General features: G+C 42.8%; 26 protein-coding genes. 22 read left to right on the top strand and 4 right to left on the bottom strand.

Going from position 1 to position 21573, the window contains the following annotated elements; all coding sequences use genetic code 11:
* Nucleotides 1–323: 323 nt before the first annotated feature.
* The 14 genes from ACE1TH_RS10980 (at nt 324) to ACE1TH_RS10915 (ending at nt 13044) form a co-directional block, all read left to right on the top strand.
* Entirely contained in the window at nt 324–1511 is a 1188-nt protein-coding gene (locus ACE1TH_RS10980) for a CaiB/BaiF CoA transferase family protein (protein ID WP_375078964.1), read from the top strand.
* Between the two features lie 14 nt (nt 1512–1525).
* Nucleotides 1526–2734, top strand: coding sequence for an acyl-CoA dehydrogenase family protein (locus ACE1TH_RS10975; RefSeq protein ID WP_375079283.1), 1209 nt, complete (start codon nt 1526–1528; stop codon nt 2732–2734).
* Between the two features lie 47 nt (nt 2735–2781).
* On the top strand, nt 2782–3105 hold the full coding sequence (locus ACE1TH_RS10970; protein ID WP_099302478.1) for a DUF3870 domain-containing protein: 324 nt from the start codon (nt 2782–2784) through the stop codon (nt 3103–3105).
* A gap of 18 nt (nt 3106–3123) precedes the next feature.
* Complete coding sequence (locus ACE1TH_RS10965) at nt 3124–3540, top strand: hotdog family protein (RefSeq protein ID WP_099302476.1); 417 nt, start codon at nt 3124–3126, stop codon at nt 3538–3540.
* Nucleotides 3541–3550: 10 nt separating this feature from the next.
* Complete coding sequence (locus ACE1TH_RS10960) at nt 3551–4849, top strand: sigma-54 interaction domain-containing protein (RefSeq protein ID WP_375078963.1); 1299 nt, start codon at nt 3551–3553, stop codon at nt 4847–4849.
* Between the two features lie 179 nt (nt 4850–5028).
* Nucleotides 5029–6180, top strand: coding sequence for an acyl-CoA dehydrogenase family protein (locus tag ACE1TH_RS10955; protein ID WP_375078962.1), 1152 nt, complete (start codon nt 5029–5031; stop codon nt 6178–6180).
* A gap of 51 nt (nt 6181–6231) precedes the next feature.
* On the top strand, nt 6232–7032 hold the full coding sequence (menB, locus tag ACE1TH_RS10950) for a 1,4-dihydroxy-2-naphthoyl-CoA synthase (protein WP_099302470.1): 801 nt from the start codon (nt 6232–6234) through the stop codon (nt 7030–7032).
* 16 nt (nt 7033–7048) lie between these two features.
* Nucleotides 7049–8683, top strand: a complete 1635-nt coding sequence (locus tag ACE1TH_RS10945) for an AMP-binding protein (RefSeq protein WP_375078961.1) — start codon at nt 7049–7051, stop codon at nt 8681–8683.
* 17 nt (nt 8684–8700) lie between these two features.
* Nucleotides 8701–9447, top strand: coding sequence for an SDR family NAD(P)-dependent oxidoreductase (locus ACE1TH_RS10940; protein WP_099302466.1), 747 nt, complete (start codon nt 8701–8703; stop codon nt 9445–9447).
* A gap of 40 nt (nt 9448–9487) precedes the next feature.
* The gene (locus tag ACE1TH_RS10935) at nt 9488–10636 is read left to right on the top strand and encodes an acyl-CoA dehydrogenase family protein (protein WP_375078960.1); all 1149 of its coding nucleotides are present in this window, start codon (nt 9488–9490) and stop codon (nt 10634–10636) included.
* 19 nt (nt 10637–10655) lie between these two features.
* Nucleotides 10656–11402 (top strand): SDR family NAD(P)-dependent oxidoreductase, encoded by a 747-nt coding sequence (locus ACE1TH_RS10930; protein ID WP_375078959.1) that lies wholly within the window; start codon nt 10656–10658, stop codon nt 11400–11402.
* Between the two features lie 14 nt (nt 11403–11416).
* Nucleotides 11417–12178, top strand: coding sequence for an SDR family NAD(P)-dependent oxidoreductase (locus ACE1TH_RS10925; RefSeq protein WP_255224671.1), 762 nt, complete (start codon nt 11417–11419; stop codon nt 12176–12178).
* A 12-nt stretch (nt 12179–12190) separates the two neighbouring features.
* Nucleotides 12191–12637, top strand: a complete 447-nt coding sequence (locus ACE1TH_RS10920) for a MaoC family dehydratase N-terminal domain-containing protein (RefSeq protein WP_375078958.1) — start codon at nt 12191–12193, stop codon at nt 12635–12637.
* Nucleotides 12637–13044 (top strand): MaoC/PaaZ C-terminal domain-containing protein, encoded by a 408-nt coding sequence (locus tag ACE1TH_RS10915; RefSeq protein WP_375078957.1) that lies wholly within the window; start codon nt 12637–12639, stop codon nt 13042–13044. Before ACE1TH_RS10920 ends, ACE1TH_RS10915 begins: the two co-directional genes overlap by 1 nt.
* A 34-nt stretch (nt 13045–13078) precedes the next feature.
* On the opposite strand, the gene ACE1TH_RS10910 is transcribed toward ACE1TH_RS10915, so the two are convergent.
* Entirely contained in the window at nt 13079–13573 is a 495-nt protein-coding gene (locus ACE1TH_RS10910; protein WP_375078956.1) for a hypothetical protein, read from the bottom strand.
* 100 nt (nt 13574–13673) lie between these two features.
* Here ACE1TH_RS10910 and ACE1TH_RS10905 point away from each other — a divergent pair, with 100 nt between their 5' ends.
* Nucleotides 13674–14279 (top strand): hypothetical protein, encoded by a 606-nt coding sequence (locus ACE1TH_RS10905; RefSeq protein ID WP_375078955.1) that lies wholly within the window; start codon nt 13674–13676, stop codon nt 14277–14279.
* A gap of 29 nt (nt 14280–14308) precedes the next feature.
* Here ACE1TH_RS10905 and ACE1TH_RS10900 read toward each other — a convergent pair whose 3' ends face one another.
* Nucleotides 14309–15178 carry a TetR/AcrR family transcriptional regulator gene (locus ACE1TH_RS10900; protein ID WP_375078954.1) on the bottom strand — a complete coding sequence of 290 codons (870 nt, stop codon included), beginning with the start codon at nt 15176–15178 and terminating at the stop codon, nt 14309–14311.
* A 149-nt stretch (nt 15179–15327) separates the two neighbouring features.
* On the opposite strand from ACE1TH_RS10900, the gene ACE1TH_RS10895 reads away from it, so the two are divergent.
* Nucleotides 15328–16800, top strand: a complete 1473-nt coding sequence (locus ACE1TH_RS10895) for a DHA2 family efflux MFS transporter permease subunit (RefSeq protein WP_375078953.1) — start codon at nt 15328–15330, stop codon at nt 16798–16800.
* A 59-nt stretch (nt 16801–16859) separates the two neighbouring features.
* Here the strand turns inward: ACE1TH_RS10895 and ACE1TH_RS10890 are convergent, their stop codons facing one another.
* Nucleotides 16860–17714 (bottom strand): glycoside hydrolase family 16 protein, encoded by an 855-nt coding sequence (locus ACE1TH_RS10890; RefSeq protein WP_375078952.1) that lies wholly within the window; start codon nt 17712–17714, stop codon nt 16860–16862.
* Between the two features lie 255 nt (nt 17715–17969).
* On the opposite strand from ACE1TH_RS10890, the gene ACE1TH_RS10885 reads away from it, so the two are divergent.
* The 4 genes from ACE1TH_RS10885 to ACE1TH_RS10870 all read left to right on the top strand — a co-directional run bounded on the left by ACE1TH_RS10885 (nt 17970) and on the right by ACE1TH_RS10870 (nt 20400).
* Nucleotides 17970–19151 (top strand): amidase, encoded by a 1182-nt coding sequence (locus ACE1TH_RS10885; RefSeq protein ID WP_099302454.1) that lies wholly within the window; start codon nt 17970–17972, stop codon nt 19149–19151.
* Between the two features lie 113 nt (nt 19152–19264).
* A complete protein-coding gene (locus ACE1TH_RS10880) occupies nt 19265–19594 on the top strand; it encodes a MazG nucleotide pyrophosphohydrolase domain-containing protein (RefSeq protein ID WP_099302453.1) in 330 nt (109 codons plus the stop codon).
* 17 nt (nt 19595–19611) lie between these two features.
* Nucleotides 19612–20070 carry a hypothetical protein gene (locus ACE1TH_RS10875; RefSeq protein ID WP_099302452.1) on the top strand — a complete coding sequence of 153 codons (459 nt, stop codon included), beginning with the start codon at nt 19612–19614 and terminating at the stop codon, nt 20068–20070.
* A gap of 15 nt (nt 20071–20085) precedes the next feature.
* Nucleotides 20086–20400, top strand: coding sequence for a DNA-binding protein (locus ACE1TH_RS10870; RefSeq protein WP_099302451.1), 315 nt, complete (start codon nt 20086–20088; stop codon nt 20398–20400).
* Between the two features lie 63 nt (nt 20401–20463).
* Here the strand turns inward: ACE1TH_RS10870 and ACE1TH_RS10865 are convergent, their stop codons facing one another.
* Complete coding sequence (locus tag ACE1TH_RS10865) at nt 20464–20763, bottom strand: hypothetical protein (protein ID WP_099302450.1); 300 nt, start codon at nt 20761–20763, stop codon at nt 20464–20466.
* Nucleotides 20764–20890: 127 nt separating this feature from the next.
* On the opposite strand from ACE1TH_RS10865, the gene ACE1TH_RS10860 reads away from it, so the two are divergent.
* Complete coding sequence (locus ACE1TH_RS10860; RefSeq protein WP_099302449.1) at nt 20891–21226, top strand: antibiotic biosynthesis monooxygenase family protein; 336 nt, start codon at nt 20891–20893, stop codon at nt 21224–21226.
* A gap of 16 nt (nt 21227–21242) precedes the next feature.
* Complete coding sequence (locus ACE1TH_RS10855) at nt 21243–21560, top strand: hypothetical protein (RefSeq protein WP_375078951.1); 318 nt, start codon at nt 21243–21245, stop codon at nt 21558–21560.
* Nucleotides 21561–21573: the final 13 nt, after the last annotated feature.

The raw sequence follows: 21573 nt of genomic DNA, 5'->3' as shown, positions 1-21573 counted from the left end.
TATTTCTTAACTTGTATAGATGTTGAGACTCTCCAAAGCGTTGGACGGCTCCCGTACCAATCAGATGATGCGGAAAAAGATTAAAATAAATTGTTGTAAAATTCTAACGTCTATACTATACTAAAACAAATGACCATCGACTGCAATGACCTTGCAGCGTTCCTGGTCTCAACTGGAAAACGATAATAACTTGGCGACGTTCACTTTGATCTTCGGTAGCCTGAAGACGAGCCTTGAATAGAGTCAGTAGAGCAATTCATGTTTGTAGACATGGTTTGTTTTACTGGCTCTTTTTTGTTGCAACTAAAGAAGGAGGGAGTGTTTTGCGCGGCGCTTTAGAAGGGATACGAATTATTGATACGTCAAGGGTATTGGCTGGTCCATTTTGCTCGATGATTCTGGGTGATCTAGGTGCTGAAGTCATTAAAATTGAGCATGTCCGGGATGGTGACGAAACAAGAAGTTGGGGACCTCCTTTTGTTGGGAGTGAAAGTGCGTACTATTTAACCGCAAATCGCAATAAGCGTGGGATGACGTTAGATTTAGGTTCAGAAAAAGGGAAGGAGATCTTCCTAGAACTTGTAGCTGATGCAGATGTGATGATTGAAAATTTTAAAGTAGGCACATTGGCAAAATGGGGGCTAAGTTATGACGATTTATCCCAGCACAATGAAGGAATCATCGTTGCCTCGATCACTGGATTTGGTCAGACAGGTCCATACCAAGCTTTACCTGGCTACGATTATATCGTGCAGGCGATGAGCGGACTTATGAGCATCACTGGAGAGAAGGAAGGCCCACCGTTAAAAGTAGGTGTGGCTATTTCAGATGTGTTAACCGGGCTCTATACATGTATTGGGATTTTGTCGGCTGTCCATCATCGACAGCAAACAGGAGAAGGCCAAGCGATCGATATTTCGTTGTTGGATTGCCAAGTATCCGCTCTAGTGAACGTTGCGAGTAACTACCTTGCAACGGGTGACATGCCAACTCGGTTAGGGAATCAACATCCGAATATTTCCCCCTATCAAGTGTTTTCGGCGAAAGATGGAGATATGGTCATCGCGGTAGGGAACGATCGCCAGTTTGAGCAGTTCGCCCATGTGATTGAAAAGCCCGAGTTATTGGATGTACCACTGTTTCAAACAAACACGATGCGTGTTGAAAATCGTACACGATTGCTCTCTATTTGCGGAGAGGCGATGCTAGCGAAAACGAAAAGAGAATGGAAAGCATTGTTTGATCAAGCAGGAGTACCGAATGGACCGATTCAGACAATCCCTGAAATGTTCGCAGATCCGCACATTCAAGCGCGGGAAATGTGTATGTCTATGGAGCATCCATCGTTAGGCGCGTTAAAGCTAGTAGGGTCCCCGTTAAAATTAAGCAAAAGTCCCGTGAAAATGATTAAGCCGCCACCGCTATACGGGGAGCATACGGAGCAAGTCTTACGTGAGTTAGGTTATACAAAAGACGATATTGAAGGATTTAGACAAAACCACATTATTTAGGAGGCGTTTATATGATGAATTTTGAACTGACTGAAGAGCAAGTAAGTGTGCAAAAAATGGTCCGTAAATTTGTTGATAAAGAAATTATTCCTTACATTCAAGAGTGGGACCGAAACGGTGAATTTCAACCTCATATTTTAAAAAAGCTGTCGGAATTGCAGTTAATGGGCGTATGTATTCCAGAGCAGTACGGCGGAGCAGGTATGGATTATAATACGTTAGCGATTGTGTGTCAGGAGCTAGAGCGTGGGGACACGGCTTATCGGACCGCAGTATCTGTTCATACAGGTTTAAACAGCATGACCGTGTTGCAGTGGGGAACAGAAGAACAGAAGCAAAAGTATTTAACGCCTCAAGCAGAAGGGACGAAAATTGGTGCTTTTGGTTTAACAGAGCCTGATGCTGGATCGGATGTTGCAGCGATGAAGTCAACCGCAGTGCGGGACGGAGACTCCTATATTTTAAACGGATCCAAAACATGGATTTCTCTTTGTGATGTAGCCGATCATTTTCTTGTGTTTGCAAAAACAGATCATGATCAAGCACACAAAGGAATCAGCGCGTTCATTGTCGAAAGAAGTTACGAGGGTGTAGAAACAAAGGCGATCAAAGGAAAATTGGGGATTCGAGCTGGGAATACAGGTGAAGTTTTTTTAACGGACGTTCGCGTACCAGCGGAAAATATGCTTGGCGAAGAAGGAGAAGGGTTTAAAATTGCCATGTCGGCACTGGATAACGGTCGTTTCACGGTTGCGGCTGGAGCAGTAGGGTTAATTGAAGCGTCTCTCGAAGCGAGCTTAAAGTATTGCCATGAACGGAAAACGTTTGGAAAAGAAATTGGGAAGCATCAGCTTGTTCAGCAAATGATTGCGAATATGAGTGCGAATTTAGAAATCTCGCAAACCCTTGTTTTTAAGGCAGGATGGTTAAAAAATAACGGCGAGCGAAATACGAGAGAAACGTCATTAGCAAAATGGATTGCGTGTAATGCCGGCTTTGACGCAGCCAATGATGCGGTTCAAATTCACGGTGCGTATGGCTATTCAGATGAATACCCAGTTGAACGTTTTCTAAGAAATTCAAAAGCGCCAGTTATTTACGAAGGAACAAAAGAAATTCATACGATCATGCAAGCGGAATATGCGCTTGGTTACAAAGAAGATCGTCCGTTGCGAAAACAGCTACCAGCTTGGCCATTCGAAGAAGTAACCGTTACAAACTAAGGCGAAGCGGATAAACGGTTGTTGCTCGGACGTAAGGGAGATGTGTGATGAACACTTATTTTATTGCTGGCCATGCAAAACTTCCTCAAGGAATGGCAGCACGCAATGTTTACGATTCGCTCACGATTACGCTAGAGCTAGACTTTACGTACGGAGTTGTCGTGGATTGTTCTTGTACGCTAGCAACTGAGCACGGGCGCAACTTTATCCGCCAACTGTTGCGTGGGTATTGTTTACAACATGGGGTAGATGAGTTAATTCAAACGGTCCAACACCATTACCGTGGGAAAGCAGGGCATGCGATTCAAGCTGCTTTAAAAGATGTCTACGCCCAGTATGAAACATCAGGCGCAAGTTTTAAAGAAGTGTGAAAGGAAGGTGGTTAGGTGATGACGAGTCTAGTAGCTGATTTATTCATTGGGCAGATTGCGCGATTACAGCGTACGTTTTCGGATGAAGATGTAAGGGTTTGCAAAGAGCTGACCAATGATTATAGTCCTGTGTACAACTCCGATCAAGATGTGTGGAAAACGTATTATAATCAACCGATTGTGCCGGGATTATTGGCGGAAGGTCTAATCACCCAAGTCGTAAGCGAAAAACTACCTGGTAAAGCGTGTGTTTTGTTGCAGAAAGAGCTTGTGTTTTATCGACCTGTGCATGTAGGTGATGTGATTACCGCTGAGCTCGAAATTATTGATATCCATGAAGAGCGCAGTTGGATTACGCAAAAAGTGATTTGTTCCAACGATCAAGGCAATGAAGTGATTAAAGGTCAAATTGTCATTCTTGTTCTAGGTGATTGATGTGAAAAACATGCTTACTACGACAGAGCGCAAGGTTGATTGGGGTTACATTGAGACGAATGAACATAGTCAAATTGTTTTTCTTAGTGATGAGTTGTGCGCAACTTTTCAGATCGTAAAAGATGAATGGCTTGGGGTGCCGGCGAGGGAGCTCATTCGTGATCCGAGCAGCCGAAAGCCTAAACATGTCTTCTTTGGTCGTATAACTGGCTACGCATGCCTCATTCGAGTCGTTCATCTTGACCAGCATAGGCAGTATCATGTGCTTATCCGTCAAGACGAGGTCACGCATGTTGAATTAATGCCATTTATGAATGCGATTGAGAGCACATCGAAAAAGAAAAATCAGTCAAGGCGAAGCAAATATAGTTTTTCAGAAGTGCTTGGTGAGAGCGAATCCATGGAGCAGGTGAAGGAATTAGCTGCGCGAATTGCGACGAGCCAATCGACCGTATTGCTTACTGGTGAAAGTGGAACAGGGAAAGAACTGTTTGCGCAAGCCATACACGGGTTAAGCACACGCAAACATGATCCATTCGTCGCAGTCAATTGTGCAGCCATTCCTGCTGATTTGTTTGAGTCAGAAGTGTTTGGCTATGAAGGTGGTGCGTTTAGCGGAGCGAAAAGGGAAGGGAAGCCGGGAAAAGTCGAGTTAGCGCAGCACGGGACCTTGTTTTTGGACGAAATTTCAGAGCTTCCTTATGCAGCACAAGGAAAACTGCTGCGGGTTTTGCAAGAGCGAGAGATTGAACGGCTTGGGGGTACGAGTAGTAAGAATGTAGATATTCGAATTATAGCGGCGACGAACCGTGATTTGAGTATGCTCGTCCACGAAGGTAAGTTCCGCCAAGATTTGTTTTATCGGCTATACGTATTTGATTTGAAAATTCCTGCGCTACGTCAGCGGAAAGAAGACATCTTGCTTTTGGCGGAGTCGTTTGTCGCTATATTTAACGACCGATTAGGCTTGCAGGTTGAATCAATTGATATGGAGATGCAGCAATGGATGCTCCATTATGAGTGGCCAGGAAATGTGCGAGAGTTAAAAGCGTATATTGAACGGGCGATGAATTTAACAAATGGGCATGTACTAAAGCGACCTGTTGAGCCGATGCTTTCACAACCAGTAGAGGTAGACACGGATCAACCACTTTATTCATTAGAAGATGAAGTGAGACGCGCTGAGGAGAACGCAATCCGTAAAGCTTTGAAACAAGCTGAAGGGGATCGGACAACGGCCGCACGTCTATTAGGGATTCACCTCGCAAGCTTATATCGAAAACTGTCAAAATATCAAATAAAAGATTAACGTGTACAACCAACTCGGCTTGTGCACGTTTTTACATAACTTCGCTTTTTCGCAATTTTGTTTCGCATAATTGCGAATAGATGCAGAGGTGCGAAAGGGAGACGCTGAACGAGTAAGGTCTGTATAGACGTTTTCGTTGGCATAACTTTTGCAAGAAGAGAGAGAAGGAGATGATAGAGATGGACTTTTCATTCAATGAAGAACAGCAGTATTTCGCTAAAATGTTGCGAGAGTTTGCGAAAGAAGAGCTGCTGCCAAACTATACACGATGGGACCGAGAAGGCGTTACGCCAAAACATTTGTGGAAAAAGTTAGGTGAGCTAGGAGTCAATGGGCTACGGATACCTGAAGAGTATGGAGGCAGCGGTGCAGATTGCGTCACAACAGGTATTGCAGCCGAAGAGATTGGAAAAGGCGATTTTAATCTAACCTATGCTGTAATGCTTAATGCACTGATTGGCGAAATTATTGCGACACATGCTAGTGACACGATAAAAAAAGAATGGCTCCCGAAAATCGCTTCAGGTGAGAGTATTGTCGGTATTGCAATTACAGAACCGTCTGCTGGCACCGATGCTGGCGGAATTAAAACGACGGCTGTTTATAAAGATGGCGCGTACGTGTTAAACGGCGAAAAATCTGGAATTAGTGTTGCGACTTCAGGCGATGCATTTATCATTTTTGCGAAAACAAATCCAGAGCTCGGGAATCGCGGCATATCGGCTTTTATCGTCCCAGCTGATTTAAAAGGGTTAGAAACAAAAGGGTATGAGGATTTAGGCAATATTCCAGTCAGTCGAGGTTCTCTTTACTTACATGATGTTGTCGTACCAGAAGAATATTTAATTGGGCTAGAGGGGAAGGGATTTGCGCAAGTCATGAACGGCTTTGATTTAAGTCGATTATTAATCGGGCTGCAATGTGTTGGAGCGGCGATGCAAAGTCTTGAGGAGACCATTGAACATGTGAAGATGAGACACTCGTTCGGAAAACCGCTTGCCACGTATCAAGGTGTTTCATTTCCAATTGTTACCCACTATACCCAGCTCGATATGGTGAGGTGGCAAGCGTATCGAGGACTGTGGTTGCGCGATCAAGGATTAAAGCATTCAAAAGAATCGGCCGCAGTGAAATGGCTTGGACCGAAATATAGTCAAGAAGCGATTCATGAATGTCTGCTCTTAAATGGACATTATGCCTATACAAAAGAAATGCCGTTAGAACAGCGCCTGCGAGATGTCATTGGACTGGAGATCGGCGACGGGACCGCACAGGCGAACCAAATGGTCATTGCCAAAGACATTATTGGCAAAGAGTATCGATCGTATTAAATCGAGTAGCGTGAAGGTCGTTTTTTAAACAATTATAGGTGGTGACGTGAGTTGGACTTACAAGATGTGCAGTATGAAAAAGCGAATGGAATTGCAAAGATTACCATTAATCGTCCAGAAGTATACAATGCGTTCCGAGCGCGAACGATTGAAGAGCTCATTTGGAGTTTTCGAGATGCATGGGATGACAACCGAATCGGAGCGGTTATTTTAACAGGAGCAGGGGAAAAGGCGTTTTGTGTTGGTGGAGATCAAAAAGAGAAAGGCGATGAAGGTGGCTACGATTATCAAGGCGGACTTGGCGGTGGCATTGGTCTTGAAGTGGAAAACTTGCATCAAACGATTCGAAATATTCCTAAGCCTGTGATCGCGGCAGTGAACGGCTTCGCAATTGGCGGCGGTCATGTGCTCCATGTCATTTGTGATTTAACCATTGCGGCAGATACAGCTAAATTTGGGCAAACCGGTCCCAAAGTAGGGAGTTTCGATGCCGGGTTTGGTTCTGCTTATTTAGCTCGAATTGTCGGGGAGAAAAAGGCGCGGGAAATTTGGTATTTATGTGAGAAATACTCCGCAGAAGAGTGCAAGGAGATGGGATTAGTCAACAAGGTAGTTCCGGCTAATGAATTAGCGCAAGCTGCTCAAGAGTGGGCAGAGAAAATTGTTGAGAAGAGCCCAACAGCGATTAAAGTATTAAAGCTTTCGTTTAATGCTGATAGTCAAAACATCCAAGGGATCTCACAGCTTGCCATGTCGAATCTAGCATTGTTTTACAATACGGCCGAATCAGAAGAAGGGAAGAATGCATTTTTAGAAAAAAGACCCGTTGATTTCAAAAAATTTAGAGGGTGAGTAGGAGGACAAACAAGTGAAACAAAACACGCTGTTGACTCCAGAGTATATTGCAAACAACGAATCGAAATGGCCGAATAAAACAATTATTGATTATTTAGATGAAGCGATTCAACGCTATCCCCATAAACGAGCAATCGTTGATCACAAAAGTTGTTATACCTACGAAGAGCTTGGAAGAATGGTAGATCGTGTCGCGCTAGGTTTGCTCGAACATGGTTTGCAAAAAGGTGATGTGCTTTCGCTCCAGCTACCAAATTGGAATGAATTTATTATTCTCCATTATGCCGCAAGTAAAATTGGTGCGATTACAAATCCACTTGTCCCAATTTATCGCGATCGTGAAATTGGCCATATGGTTTCAACGGTTGAGGCAAAAATGATCGTCATTCCTGATGAGTTTCGTGGATTTCATTATCCGGAGATGCTAGAGCGATTAAAACCGACATTGCCGCACCTTCAAGAGATTTTTGTGTTAGGGGAAAATGTACCAGAAACAATGAAACCGCTTACTAGATTAATGGATGAGCCGTGGGAAGAAAGAAAGTCAGTCGCTGACCTACAGCAGATTACTCATAATCCAAATGATGTGACGGAAATTATTTTTACATCGGGCACAACAGGTCAGCCAAAAGGCGTCATGCATACGCATAATACTTTATGCGTGTCGACGAATTATTGGATTGATCGGCTGCACTTAACAGCCGATGACGTCATGTTTATGGCGTCGACGTTTGCCCATCAAACCGGTTTTGGTTATGGCGTTCGCCTCCCTACACATTATGGTGGAACCGCCATCTATCAAGATATCTGGGACCCAGGTGAATTTTTAAAATTAGTCGAGACAGAAAAAATCACGTTTACGGCAGGGGCAACCCCTTTTCTTCAAGATACTGTGCAGTATCCAAATGTAGAAACGTACAATCTTGCATCGCTTCATTCCTTTGTAGCACTCGGTGCCCCCTTACCTCGCTCGCTGGTTAAAGAAGCATTTGCGAAGGTTCCGTTTACGATTCTAGCAGGCTGGGGCCAAACGGAAGATGGGTTAGTGACGCTGACGAAACCAGAAGATGAAGAAGAGAAGATTACAGGGACAGACGGTGTTCCTTTTGAAGGAATGGAACTAAAGATTGTTGATGAAACCGGAATAGAAGTGCCTCGAAACACGGAAGGCGACCTTCTATGTCGAGGACCTGCTTTATTTATTGGCTATTACAAACAGCTTGAAAAGACATTGGAAGAATTTCAAGCTGATTGGTTTGTAACAGGGGATCGAGCGGTAATGGATGACGATGGCTATATTCGTATTGCTGGTAGGAACAAGGACATTATTATACGAGGTGGCGAAAATATTCCAGTGGCTTACGTGGAAAATGCGCTTTATGAGCACCCGGATATTGCGATTGTCCAGCTTATTGCAATGCCTGACCCCAGATTACAAGAAAAAGGCTGTGCATTTATCCGTTTGAAAACAGAAGCATCAGCATTAAGTCTTGCAGATGTCCAACAGTTTTTAAAAGAAAAAGGGGTCGCAAAACAGTATTGGCCGGAGCACGTCGAAATTGTCGATGATTTTCCGCGAACGCCTAGCGGCAAAATTCAAAAATATCGTTTGCGCGATGAGATTTCAAAGGTAATGAAAGAAACGTAAAGATGGAGGGGAAACGTATGGAAAAGCGTGTCGCATTTGTTACTGGTGCTGGAAGAGGAATGGGAAGAGAAATTTCGTTAACGCTGGCAAAGCAAGACATGACGATTATCGTGACGGACGTCAATATGGAAAATGCAGAAGAAACCGTCTCGCACGTGCATAATTTGGGAGGCGAGGCGTATGCTGTTTATTGCGATGTGACATCATTAGAAAGTGTCCAACAAGCCGTAGAAAAGGCAATGAGTCATACGAGTCAAATTGATGTACTCGTTAATAATGCAGGTTGGGATAAGATTGAACCATTCTTAAAAAGTGAGCCGAGTACGTGGCAGACGATTATCGCGATTAACTTAATGGGGCAAATTCATACATGTAAAGAAATTTTGCCGAAGATGATTGAAAGCGGTTACGGGAAAGTCATTAACATCGCTTCTGATTCTGGAAGAGTTGGCTCAAGTGGGGAAGCAGTTTATTCAGCAGCAAAAGGCGGCATCATTACTTTGACGAAAACCCTTGCTCGAGAAATGGCTCGACATAAGATTAATGTAAATTGTATTGCGCCGGGACCTGCGGATACGCCGTTATTCCAAGAGATCGGGACATATAACGAAGGAATTGCAGCCGCATTAACAAAGGCGATTCCGTTCCGACGTCTTGCAGAACCGAGTGATATTGCCAATGCGGTTCGTTTCTTTGCATCAGATGAATCAAGCTATATTACCGGGCAAACCCTTTCTGTCAGTGGCGGCTTAACAATGGTGTGATGAAAGTCATTCGATTAAAAAAGAAATGTGGTGAAGGCAGTTGAACTTTAATTTAACGGAAGATGAACAGTTGTTAAAAAAGGGGATTCGCGATTTTATTGACCACGAAGTTGATCCAAGAGCGATGGAGATCGAAGAAACCAACGAGATTCCAGCAGATATCATGGAAAAGACAAAAGAAATGGGTTTGTTTGCTTTAAGTGTACCGGAACAATATGGTGGTCTCGGACTTAGTATGGTCGGGAAATGCGCGGTTCTAGAAGAAATTGGTCGGACCCATAATGGCTATACGACTGTAATTGGCGGGCATACAGGTATTGGTGGCGTCGGTATTGTTGAGTTTGGGACAGAAAAACAGAAGGAAAAATACTTACCGCCGATGGCAAGTGGAGAGATGATTGGCGCATTTGCCTTAACAGAGCCGAGCGCAGGCTCTCACGCATCCAATCTAAAAACTACTGCGGTGAAAAAAGGCGATCACTATATTTTAAATGGAAGTAAGCACTATATTACGAATGCTCCGATTGCTGGTATTTTTACCGTGATGGCTGTGACAGACCCATCAAAAGGAGCGAAAGGAATTACGTCGTTCATTGTCGAAAGGGATACACCAGGACTGATTATCGGCAAAATTGAACAGAAAATGGGTTTACACGGGTCCCACTCGTCGGAACTTTTCTTTGAAGATTGCGTAGTTCCTGCTGAGAACATCCTTGGAGAAGTTGGGCAAGGTTATATGAATGCGTTAAAAATTTTAGCAAATGGCCGCGCAGGGATGGCCGCTCGTAACCTAGGCTCATGTGATAAACTACTTGATTTATCGCTTACGTTTTCACAGGAACGGATACAGTTTGGTAAGCCGATTTTTGAACAACAAATCATTCAACATTATCTCGCCGATATGGCGATGGAAATTGAAGCATTGCGTTCCATGACATACCGGGTTGCCTGGATGGTCGACGAAGGGAAGAAAGTGATTAAAGAAGCGGCGATGGTGAAGCTCTTTGGCTCAGAAACCTATGGAAGAGTGGCTGATAAAGCAGTTCAAATTCATGGTGGGATTGGCTATATTTCTGAATACCCGATCGAACGGTTTTATCGTGATGCACGAATTACGCGCATCTACGAAGGCACGTCCGAGATCCAAAAGAATATTATCGCAACCCAATTACAAAAGGAAATGAAGTGATTTTTCAGGAGGGCATCCTATGGATTTACGCGGGAAAACCGTACTCGTAACAGGAGGTGCAAAAGGGGTTGGTCGAGCAATTGTGCAGGCTCTAGCGGAGGCTGGGGCCACGATTGCGCTCCACTACCATCACTCTGAAAAAGAAGCCCACGAGACTGTTGAGGAACTAAGGAGAGTCAACATTACGATATGTGCAGTAAAGGCCAACCTCGCACATTTTGCAGAGGTGGAAGCAATGAAAAACGAGCTTGATCAAACTCTAGGCCACGTGGATATGGTCGTCAACAACGCAGGTTATACGAAAACAAAATCATTTTTTAAATATAAGCCAGATGAGTGGCGCGAAGAAGTAGACGTCTGTTTACACGGTGTCATGAATCTCGCGTACACCTTTGTTCCACCAATGAAAGAGCGCGGAGAAGGCAAGTTTATTCAAGTCGTTGGGGATTCTGCACGGACAGGAGATCGTCACCTGATCATTTCAGCGGCAGCTCGTAATGGTGCAATTAGCTTTATGAAGTCGCTGGCACAAGAAATAGGGCGGGATAACGTTCAATGTAATACGCTCTCCCTAGGTTTAATTGATAAAGGAGACTTGCCGTTTAAAGACGAGGTACGCCAGAAAATTATGAAGCAATATCCAGCAAAGCGGTTAGGAGAACCGTCTGATGTAACAGGCGCTGTGGAATTTTTGCTATCGCCTGCTTCAGATTGGATTACAGGGCAAGTGCTGCCAGTTAATGGCGGCCATTCCATGTTTGGATAAAGAGGAGGATGTACATGTCACATTTACAAGGACAAACGGCGATTGTGACGGGTGGTAGTCGAGGCATTGGAAAGGCGATTGTTGAGCGACTCGCAACAGATGGGGCAAACGTCGTTATTTTTGATATAAATGAAGAGGCATTGAGTGAAGCGGAACAATCGTTACAAGATAAAGGCTTAACGGTTCAAGCTATCCAAGCAGATGTGACGAATCGTGACCAAGTAACGAAAGCGGTTCAAGAGGTGATGGAGCGTTTCGGGTCACTTGAAATTCTCGTCAATAATGCGGGGGTTATTCGTGATCAAATGTTTTATAAAATGTCAGAGCAAGATTGGGATACGGTCATGAATGTCCATTTAAAAGGTGCATTTATTATGACACAAATTGCGCAAGCCCATATGATTAAGCAATCTTACGGTCGAATTATTAATTTATCGTCGACATCGGCACTCGGCAATCGTGGTCAAGCCAATTATGCAACAGCAAAAGCAGGCTTGCAAGGTTTTACGAAGACGATGGCAATTGAGCTCGGGAAATATGGGGTTACGACAAATGCGATTGCACCAGGGTTTATTGAAACAGACATGACTCGTTCCACCGCGGATCGGTTAGGGATTTCATTTGAACAGCTTATTGAAGCGAGTGTCGCAAAAATTCCTGTTGCTCGAAGTGGAAAACCAGAAGATATTGCGAATACCGTTGCATTTTTTGCTGATCCTCGCTCTGGATTTGTAAACGGACAGGTCATTTATGTCGCAGGTGGACCAAAAGCATAAGGAGTGAAGGCTATGTTTGAAGAAATTATCGGAAAGAAATCGAATCGAGTGAAAAACACGGTTTCCCGTGAGGCCGTCGTCACGTTTGCCACTGCGATCGGTGACCCTCACCCTATCTATGTCGATGAATCGTACGGAAAGACAACCCGCTTTAAACAAAACCTCGCCCCACCGACGTTTCCGCGCACGTTTCAGTATGGTGAGGTTGCAGGGTTGAATTTGCCGAAGAAAGGACTGATTCACGGGGAGCAAACGTATCATTATACGCGCCCGCTTATGGTTGGTGAGGAAGTCTACTGTTTTTTAAAAGTGGAAGCGTACGTGGAGAAGGAAGGAAAGAGTGGAAAAATGGGTTTCCTCACACTAGTAAGTACGGGTGAAGATGTGGATGGAGACGTTCTTTTTTCATCAAAACAAGTGATTATCATCAATGCCGCGGTGAGAAAGGCGATGAGTTAATGAGTACATTTATGAAGATGACAAACGGCGATTCACTCCCATCTATAAAACTTGAGCCAGTCACACGTGAAGATTTAATTGCCTATGCGAATGCTTCTGGTGACCATAACCCGATTCATCAAGATGACCACGAAGCGTTAAACGCAGGGTTACCAGGCATTATCGCCCATGGCATGTGGACAATGGGAAATTTAACAAAACTGTTTACACCATATGTGGAAGAAGGGTTTATGGAAGAGATTCAGATTCGCTTTCGGGGAATGGTTTTTCTAGGTGATGTGGTGACGCTCGAAGCCCGAGCAGATGAGGTTTCTGATGAGACCGTTCGATTTAGTGTCCGTGCATGTCAGCAAGACGATCGTCCGGTAGTAGAAGGGGAGGTATTTATACGATTGTATGGAGAGTAGGGTAGCTCGAAACAGGTAGCTACCCTTTTTTTATTTAATTTCCTGACACCTCAAACAAGATCATCGTCATAACGATGCCAATCCTCTGATCTTCAGCGTTTGTATAATCAGTGTAGACCCGATAGGTGACTTCAGGACCAAAGCTATCAATGCGAAAAGACGAATCTTCTAGCTCAATTCCTGAAGTCGACTGCGAGCCTTCGTGAACATCTAACCAAAAAATGGGCTCTTGTGGATTGTTAATATCAATGAACTGATCATTCACGACAATCTCTACCTCCTGACCATGGGTTACCGGTATGGGGTCAAGTAAGGCAATATCTCCATCGTGAACAGAGAGATTTTGATCTATATTAAAGCAGTTATTCCAACAAACAGGGCGATGGATGGTGGGCACTTCTTCGTTATCAATGAACAACGAAACTGTTGGAATTTGTTCTAATAATGCTATCTCCTCTTCTTCCACCGTACAAGCTGTTAAAAAAGATAAAAATAAAATGAACGCAACAGATGGAAAAATCGTTTTCATAGGATTTCCTCCTTTTCTTCTATTTGTTACCATATACCCATAAGGACGTAATAGAAACTTTTTCCAGACGAAATCGTAGAAATAATGGAGAGGTGGTTTAATGAAGAAATGGATAATCGTTATTGGGACGATTGTTCTGATATCTGGTGGGCTTATGTTCTTCCAACATCGGTCCGAGGCTCCACAAGTCAGTCAAGATCCGCAAGAACTGCATGAACCGATGTCAGAAGCGGAAACAACTGCGGCAATCGAACAGGCAATGGACCATGTGGAAGAGCTAGAAGGGTTGGAAGAAGGAATTGAGAAGTGGGCTGTTCGGCTACTCGTTGCTTCTAATGAATCGTTATCAGACGCGGAGCTAGTAGCGCAGGCGGAACAAGCTTATCAAGATCGACAGGATGCACTGGATGTTGCTGAAGAGATTTACGATGTTGATATGAGCGAAGAACGCATACATGCTTTTATTGAACAAGAAGTCGAACAAATCGATGAAGCGTTTATGGAGTCGATTGCTTCCGCTCATGGATTATCGTTAGAAGCTTTTCTATACGACTGGGAATATGACCACTTTGCTTACAATTACGCATGGCGAGAAATGAGTACACAATTAGAAGAAGGCTTTCCAATGGAAGAAGGCGAGGATGCTGAAGCGTACAGGGATCGTTTGAGGGAACAGTGGCAAAACAAAATTGATGAGACGAGGTAGCGAGCAAGTGATGCCCGGCTACCTCTTTTTTAATACGAATGTACATAATACCAGATCATATTAATGAACGACTGAATGGACTCTTCCATGGTCGTGTCTTGTGCAGACGCTTGGAATGGTTTTAATAAAGGTAACAGAACCGCTTTTCGAATTCGTTCTTTATGGAGTTCTTCCAGAATGGCATCAAACAAGTCCTTCTGTTCTTCATAAAAGTGAGCAATATCCAATGAGTCTGCATAAGACAGGACGTCTTGTTTTGAGACGGCTTTATGCTCTACTTGCAAGCGGAATTGCTGAATGGCTGCATCGTTAAGCAAAAATTGCTGTTCTCGTTCCATTTTCTTCAAAATTTCTTCTAAATACGATAAAAGAATGTCTATGACCGTTTCTAAATGGTAACTACTATTTGTATAGCGATGGACAAATAAGGTTTGTTGAAGCATTCCTGTAAACAAAATAACTCCTTCAAACGCAAATGATCGAATCGAATCGCCTTGTACTTCAATTAATCGCTCAGATAGCCATTCTATATCATGAACGCGATGCTTTAACACGAGTTTTTTTAAATCTGCTTCATTCGAATGCAAAATGGCTTCAAACAAACGATACAGATGCTTTTCCTCTTGTAGTTTGATTAAAATGGAAATCTGCTCAATGAAAATAGTGCGATCATTGCGTGCTTTCCCAATTTGCGCGGCGATTCGACGTTGACTCGCTTCATACCGCAAATCTTCGAGAATTTCCGCCACACAATCGTTTTTTGAAGAAAAATAATTATAAAACGTTCCCTTAGAAATAGCGGCCGCTTTTAAAATATCTTGGATCGATGTATGTTGAATGCCTTTCTCTTGAAAGAGTTTAAGAGCAGATTCGGCTACATGTTTCTTTCGTTCGTTCATTAGAGCCTCCTTGCGATAATCCGATGTGATTAGTATAAATTGTAGGACGAAAAAAAACAATTTATACAATGAGTATAAATTATTGACTATATTGTACCATAGGTATAATATAGCTAAGTGTTGAATTTTGATTAGAAGGGTGACGATGCATGGACGATAGCATGCAACTGAAAAAACCGCCTTATCTGATGATAGGGATCTTATTTGTTGGTGCATTTGTAGCATTCTTAAATAATTCTTTATTAAATGTTGCATTACCAAGTATTATGGTAGATTTAGGTGTTGAGGATTATTCTACAGTCCAATGGCTTGCAACAGGTTATATGCTTGTTAGTGGTGTGTTAATTCCCGCATCTGCTTATTTATTAACGAGATTTACGAATCGACGTCTTTATATAGCCGCTATGGCGATCTTTACACTTGGAACGGCTTTAGCAGCCTTTGCTCCTAACTTCGGGTTATTATTAACTGGAAGAATGGTTCAAGCGGTTGGGGGTTCAGTCATGGGCCCACTCTTAATGAATGTCATGCTCATCAGCTTTCCGCGTGAAAAAAGAGGAACAGCAATGGGGGTATTTGGCCTCGTTATGATAACGGCTCCTGCCATTGGACCAACGCTTTCGGGCTTTATTGTACAAAATTATGATTGGCGTTTACTGTTTGAAATGATTTTACCGCTTTCGATCATTAGCCTTGTATTGGCTGTATGGAAACTAGGAAACGTCATGCCACAAAATAAAGATGCAAATCTAGACTACACATCACTTGTTTTATCTAGTTTAGGTTTTGGTGGTTTGCTTTACGGTTTTAGTTCTGCAAGTGCAGACGGGTGGACTGATTTTTGGGTATTAACCACATTAATTGTAGGTCTTGTTTCTCTAGTCGCGTTTGTCTTGCGCCAATTACGAATGGATGAACCACTCTTAGATTTACGGGTGTATAAATATCCGATGTTTGCGCTGGCATCCGTCATTGCGGCAGTTAATGCTGTAGCCATGTTTTCTGGTATGATTTTAACGCCTGCTTACGTCCAGAGCGTGCGCGGGATTTCACCATTAGACTCAGGCTTATTAATGTTGCCTGGTGCAATTATTATGGGATTGATGTCACCTGTAACAGGTAAGTTATTTGATAAATTTGGACCGCGAACCATTTCTGTAATTGGTCTGGTCATTACAGCTGTATCAACGTATATGTTGGCAAACTTGCAGCTTGATACACCATACGCAACGATTGTTGTGATCTATAGTATTCGTATGCTAGGGATGTCTCTTGTCATGATGCCAATCATGACGAACGGCTTAAATCAGTTGCCGACGCGTTTAAACCCGCACGGAACAGCGATTAATAATACCGCCCAGCAAGTTTCTGGTTCAATTGGTACAGCGATCCTGGTTACAATTATGAACAGTGTCGCCGCAAGTGAAGCAGAAACTATTCTAAGCGGAACCGACCCTGCTACCGTTGATGAAACCTTATTAATGCAAGAGTCGCTTCTCGCAGGGATACAATTCTCCTTCTATGTCGCGTTCGGAATGACGCTCATTGCCTTAATCCTCTCGTTCTTTGTTCGAAGAGTGGATACGAGTATGGAGGCAGTCCGCAAAATTGAAAAAGAATGAAGAGAACCCTGCCAATAGGTGTAACACCTTTTCGGCAGGGTTTTCTTCATTTCCGCAACTTATCTTTCGTATACTCGAACGTAATCAACAGCCATTGTCGATGGGAATGGCGTTGAACCATCTGGATTCCCGCCGTACCAACCACCAACAGCAAGGTTAAGGATTAAGTGGAAATCTTGGTCGAATGGGGCAGGGTACGCGCCACCTGTTGAATACCAGTCATTAATTGTTTGATACAAGTTTCCATCAACGTACCAACGAATTTCTCCTGGTTCCCATTCAACTGCGTATTCGTGATAACCCGTGGCATCGGTGCCATCAGGAAAGAAATAGTCGCCAGCTTGGAATTGATTCTCAGGCCAAGGCCCGCCATAGTGGATCGCTCCTCCGACTTTGTAAGGTGTACCTCCGGCATTTTCCATAATATCAATTTCCCCTGAAGCAGCCCATCCACCATATTGATCGTTTTCTGGCATCATCCAAAAAGCAGGCCAAAACCCTTGTCCCGCTGGTAAACGCATCCGTGCCTCAAATCGCCCGTAAGTTTGACTAAACAGTCCTTCTGTTAACACTTTGCCAGATGTATACTCATAGCTACCGAATTCATCAGAAATCGGTTCTTGATGTGCTTCAATAATTAACTCACCGTTTTCCACGCGAACATTTCTTGGATCATCATTGTAATATTGTAATTCCTCATTGCCCCAACCTGGTAAATTGGGTTGTCCGTTTCCAATATCATAGCGCCACTTTGATTGATCTAGGGAATCCCCATCAAATTCATCATTCCAAACGAGGTTCCATCCTTCTTGTTCTATAGAAAGGTCTTCTTCTGTTTCTGTTGCGCCAACATAAGAGGTTGCGATAAACGTTGCACATGCTGCGATTGATAATGTGCCAAGCATTTTCTTCATGTCTTCTCCTCCTCAATCATGTATGGTGTTTGCACTCAGAAGATTTTCTTCTATGTTTAGTATAAAAGAGATCGCTTTTTGTCACAGTTGGGAAAAAAAGATCGAGGTTGGGAAAATGATTGAATGTTAACACTGTTTTTGTAGAAAAGGCGTCCATTCGTTCTCATGTTAGGTTTTGTAACGAGGTTGTGGTTAGTGGAACAAATTGAACGATAGAATAAAGAAAGATATGAATAGGAAAAGGAGTGAGTGGTTGTGCAACATTCTGGCGCTTTTATTGAATCAGGATGGAATTTAACAGAACATAGTCAAGATGGATCGTTACGTAATCTTCGGTTTGCGGTAAAAGATGTTTTTCACATTCGTGATCATCATGTGAGCGCAGGGAATCCAGATTGGCTTGCGACACATGAAGCTGCTAACGCGCACGCATCTGTCGTGCAAAAACTTTTACATGAAGGCGCAACACTTGTTGGCGTTACTGTAACAGATGAGCTGATGTTCAGTTTGAATGGCGTTAATGTCCATTACGGAACACCTGTAAATCCTGCGGCGAACGACCATATTCCAGGAGGATCATCGAGTGGATCAGCTGTTGCCGTGGCGAACAGCAGTGTTGATTTTGCACTTGGTACAGATACAGCAGGCTCAGTTCGAATACCAGCTAGTTATTGTGGTGTGTACGGATTTCGGCCAACTCATAATGCGATTTCTTTAGAAGGTGTAATCCCCCTTGCGAGTCGTTTTGATACGGTTGGATGGTTTGCACGCTCCGCAGTCCTCCTCGAAAAGTTAGGGTCGGCCTTATTGCCTGATCAGGAAAACACAATGACTTTTTCTACCGTTTATGTTCCTGAAGAAGTGCTAGAACTTGTTCAACCACATATTGCAGAGCATTTTTTGTCTGAACTAAAGACACTTGTAGGAGAAGAAAAGCTAGTCTATACCTCAATTTCAGACGATAAGCTAGACACATATATGAACACATTCCGTATCCTCCAAGGTTATCAAATTTGGCAAACCCATGGCGAATGGATTGAGAGCAACAAGCCAACGTTTGCAGAGGATATTGCTGCTCGATTCCAATGGACGAGCACATTACCAGCAGACGGACAAGAACAAGCAGAACGAACAGCAAGAGTGATTAAAGAAAAAATGACCGACCTTTTAAAGGACGATTGTTTGCTCGCGATTCCGACATCACCAGACGTTGCACCTCATATCCATACAGATGCAGATATGCTCGAAACGCACAGAACGAATACATTCAAATTAACGGCGATTAGCGGATTAACCGAGACGCCTCAATTGACGCTCCCATTAATGGATGTAGAAGGTTTGCCAATTGGCCTTTCATTGATTGCGGGGAAGCACATGGATCGTGCTCTTCTTCAATTTGCCCGAAGAGCGGTAGCGAAATCAGCGATGTCATCATGATCGGAAATATTGTTACTCAATTCAGAAATATGATATGATTTATGAAATAACTAAGACTAGTTAGAGAGGGCTATTAAAGTCCTTTTTTTATGTCATTGTGAAGGAGTTCGTCTATGAAAGACTTGACGTTTACACAAATGCAAGCCTATTTAGCAGCTAAATATGAGGAGAAAGCTACATCATCAGGTTTGTTTATCAAACTTGTCGAGGAAGTCGGTGAAGTAGCGGAAGCACTCAATTGTCTTGAAGGAAGAAAGAAAGATTCAGGAGACGCCTCGCTAGAAAAAGAGTTAGCCGATGTGATTCACTATGCCGTTGCGATTGCTAGCATCAATCAAATTGATCTAACACATGTTATTTTAGAGAAAGATCAAGACGCAGCCGCAAAATACAATCATTCTCTTAATTTAGTTGAATTTTTAAGTAAGGAAGATAGAGGTTAAACCTAGGAGGGCTTTTTGTGAAAAAGGTCGTGTTTATTCTTAGTGTTAGTGTCTTAGTGAGTGGATGTCATTTACTGGGAAGTGGATCAGAAAAGACCGTAGAAGCAGGTAACGGATACTGGGTATTGAAAAATGACTATGCACATGAGTTACAAAGCAATGGTCTGAGGAATTCTCAGAATCAAGCGTATGTAAACGAAAATGTGTTTTTTGTGGAAGATGTATCTGAAGGAAAGAAAATGGCTGTTATCTTCTCAGGAGATGAGGACGTTGCTTATTTATTGGCCGATATTGATATTCAAGATACTGAGACAATTATTACTGTCGAAGAATCGGCTAATACAGAAGATCTAACTAATCCTTACTTACTTGTTGGGATGGATGAACTGAATGGAGACCTAACTGTAATCAATACGCACAACGATAAAGAAATCAAACAAGTCGACCAGAATTTTGGGAGAGATTCAATCAATTAAAAAGGAGCAAGTGCAATGAATGGAGCTTTTTGGATAGCGATTGGCATGATCGGAGCAGCCTATTTTATTGGAAGTGGATTGAAGAATTTTAAAAATCCAGACCCTTCCTCTTCAAACTCAATTTGGGATAACGATCACAATCATTTTTGGGGTGCACCAGAATTAATAAGAGAAGATAAAGTTCATAGTTACATAGGAATTTTAAAAGAGGACGCGACATCTTTAGTAAAAGACTATCCATCAATTCCGCACATGGTTATTAATGGACGCGTTTATTTTCCTGCGGACCAACTGAAGAAATGGGTTAATGAATTTAGAATTGATTCATAAGCTCTTACAATTGTATGGAAAAAAGCTATAGATTACGTTCGCAACCTATAGCCGTTTTTCGTTTTAAACTGCAGTAAAAATGTTACGTCTTCCGCCATTATCTTGTACAACAGCAAGTCCTAAAATAGCTTGAATTAGCTCAGCTGGATCAAGGTTTTGCGCATCGACAACGTACGCGACCGTTCCACCACCAATAGGGAAATTATTGCAGCCGACAATATAAAGATTCCCTTGTTCAACAGAAAAATTCTTTACTTCAGGAGCAGCTTCACCTGGGTTGGTACAGCCAGATTCAAACGTATCCCCTTCAAACGTTAAAACAACGACATCACCAAGAGTTGGAACTGGAATTGTAATAGCCATAATATCATCCTCCAAGTATTTGTTTGTGTTACGAAGTCATCTTATGTAAAAGTGAAAAGTTTGAATAGGTGATCTTTCTAGTAATGTAAAAAAATGAGAATGACACCTATTACTGAGGAGAAGAAAAATGAATAGAAAAAATAGGTGCGTTTCTCCCCCTTACTACGTCGTAATATTTGTGTCTAAGCGAACAGATGGTGATCATGGCTACGCCGACATGGGTCAACGAATGGTAGATTTAGCGTCTAAGCAAAAAGGATTTTTAGGTATTGAGAGTGTGCGAGACGATGGATCAGGAATTACTCTTTCATATTGGGATTCATTAGAAGCGATTGAACATTGGAAGGAACATTCAGTCCATAAATTAGCACAACAAAAGGGGAAGGAAGACTGGTATGAGAATTTCTCAATCAACGTTTGTCGAGTAGAGAGAGAGTCATTTTTTGAAAGAGGTTCGTGCTAGAGAAGGAGTTGAATGATTGATGCGTGTTTCAGACTTGCCGCGGAAAACGAAATGGTATGTTTTCCTCGTGTTTCCGCTTGGTGCAGGGGGGCTTTCATATGTTCTACGAGCCTTACTAGAGGTAGGTTGGCCGGATATGGGGACAGCATTAGCCATGACAATCGGTTTTTTTATCGGTAGTTCTTCAATCGCTTTCATGAAAACTGATTGGTTAACGAGACATACGCAGCCACAAACCCGCAAGCAGAAGAGAATAAAGGATTTATTAGTTGTGTTATTGATCTTGTTGTTCGCTTTTATACTTATTCGCTTTTTTGTCATTTTTTTAAATTGAAGCCGCGCCTGTG

Origin of the sequence: Shouchella sp. JSM 1781072, from assembly GCF_041949915.1 — a bacterium.
Classification (GTDB): Bacteria; Bacillota; Bacilli; order Bacillales; family Bacillaceae_D; genus Shouchella.
This window is presented reverse-complemented; position numbering and strand designations above follow the sequence as displayed.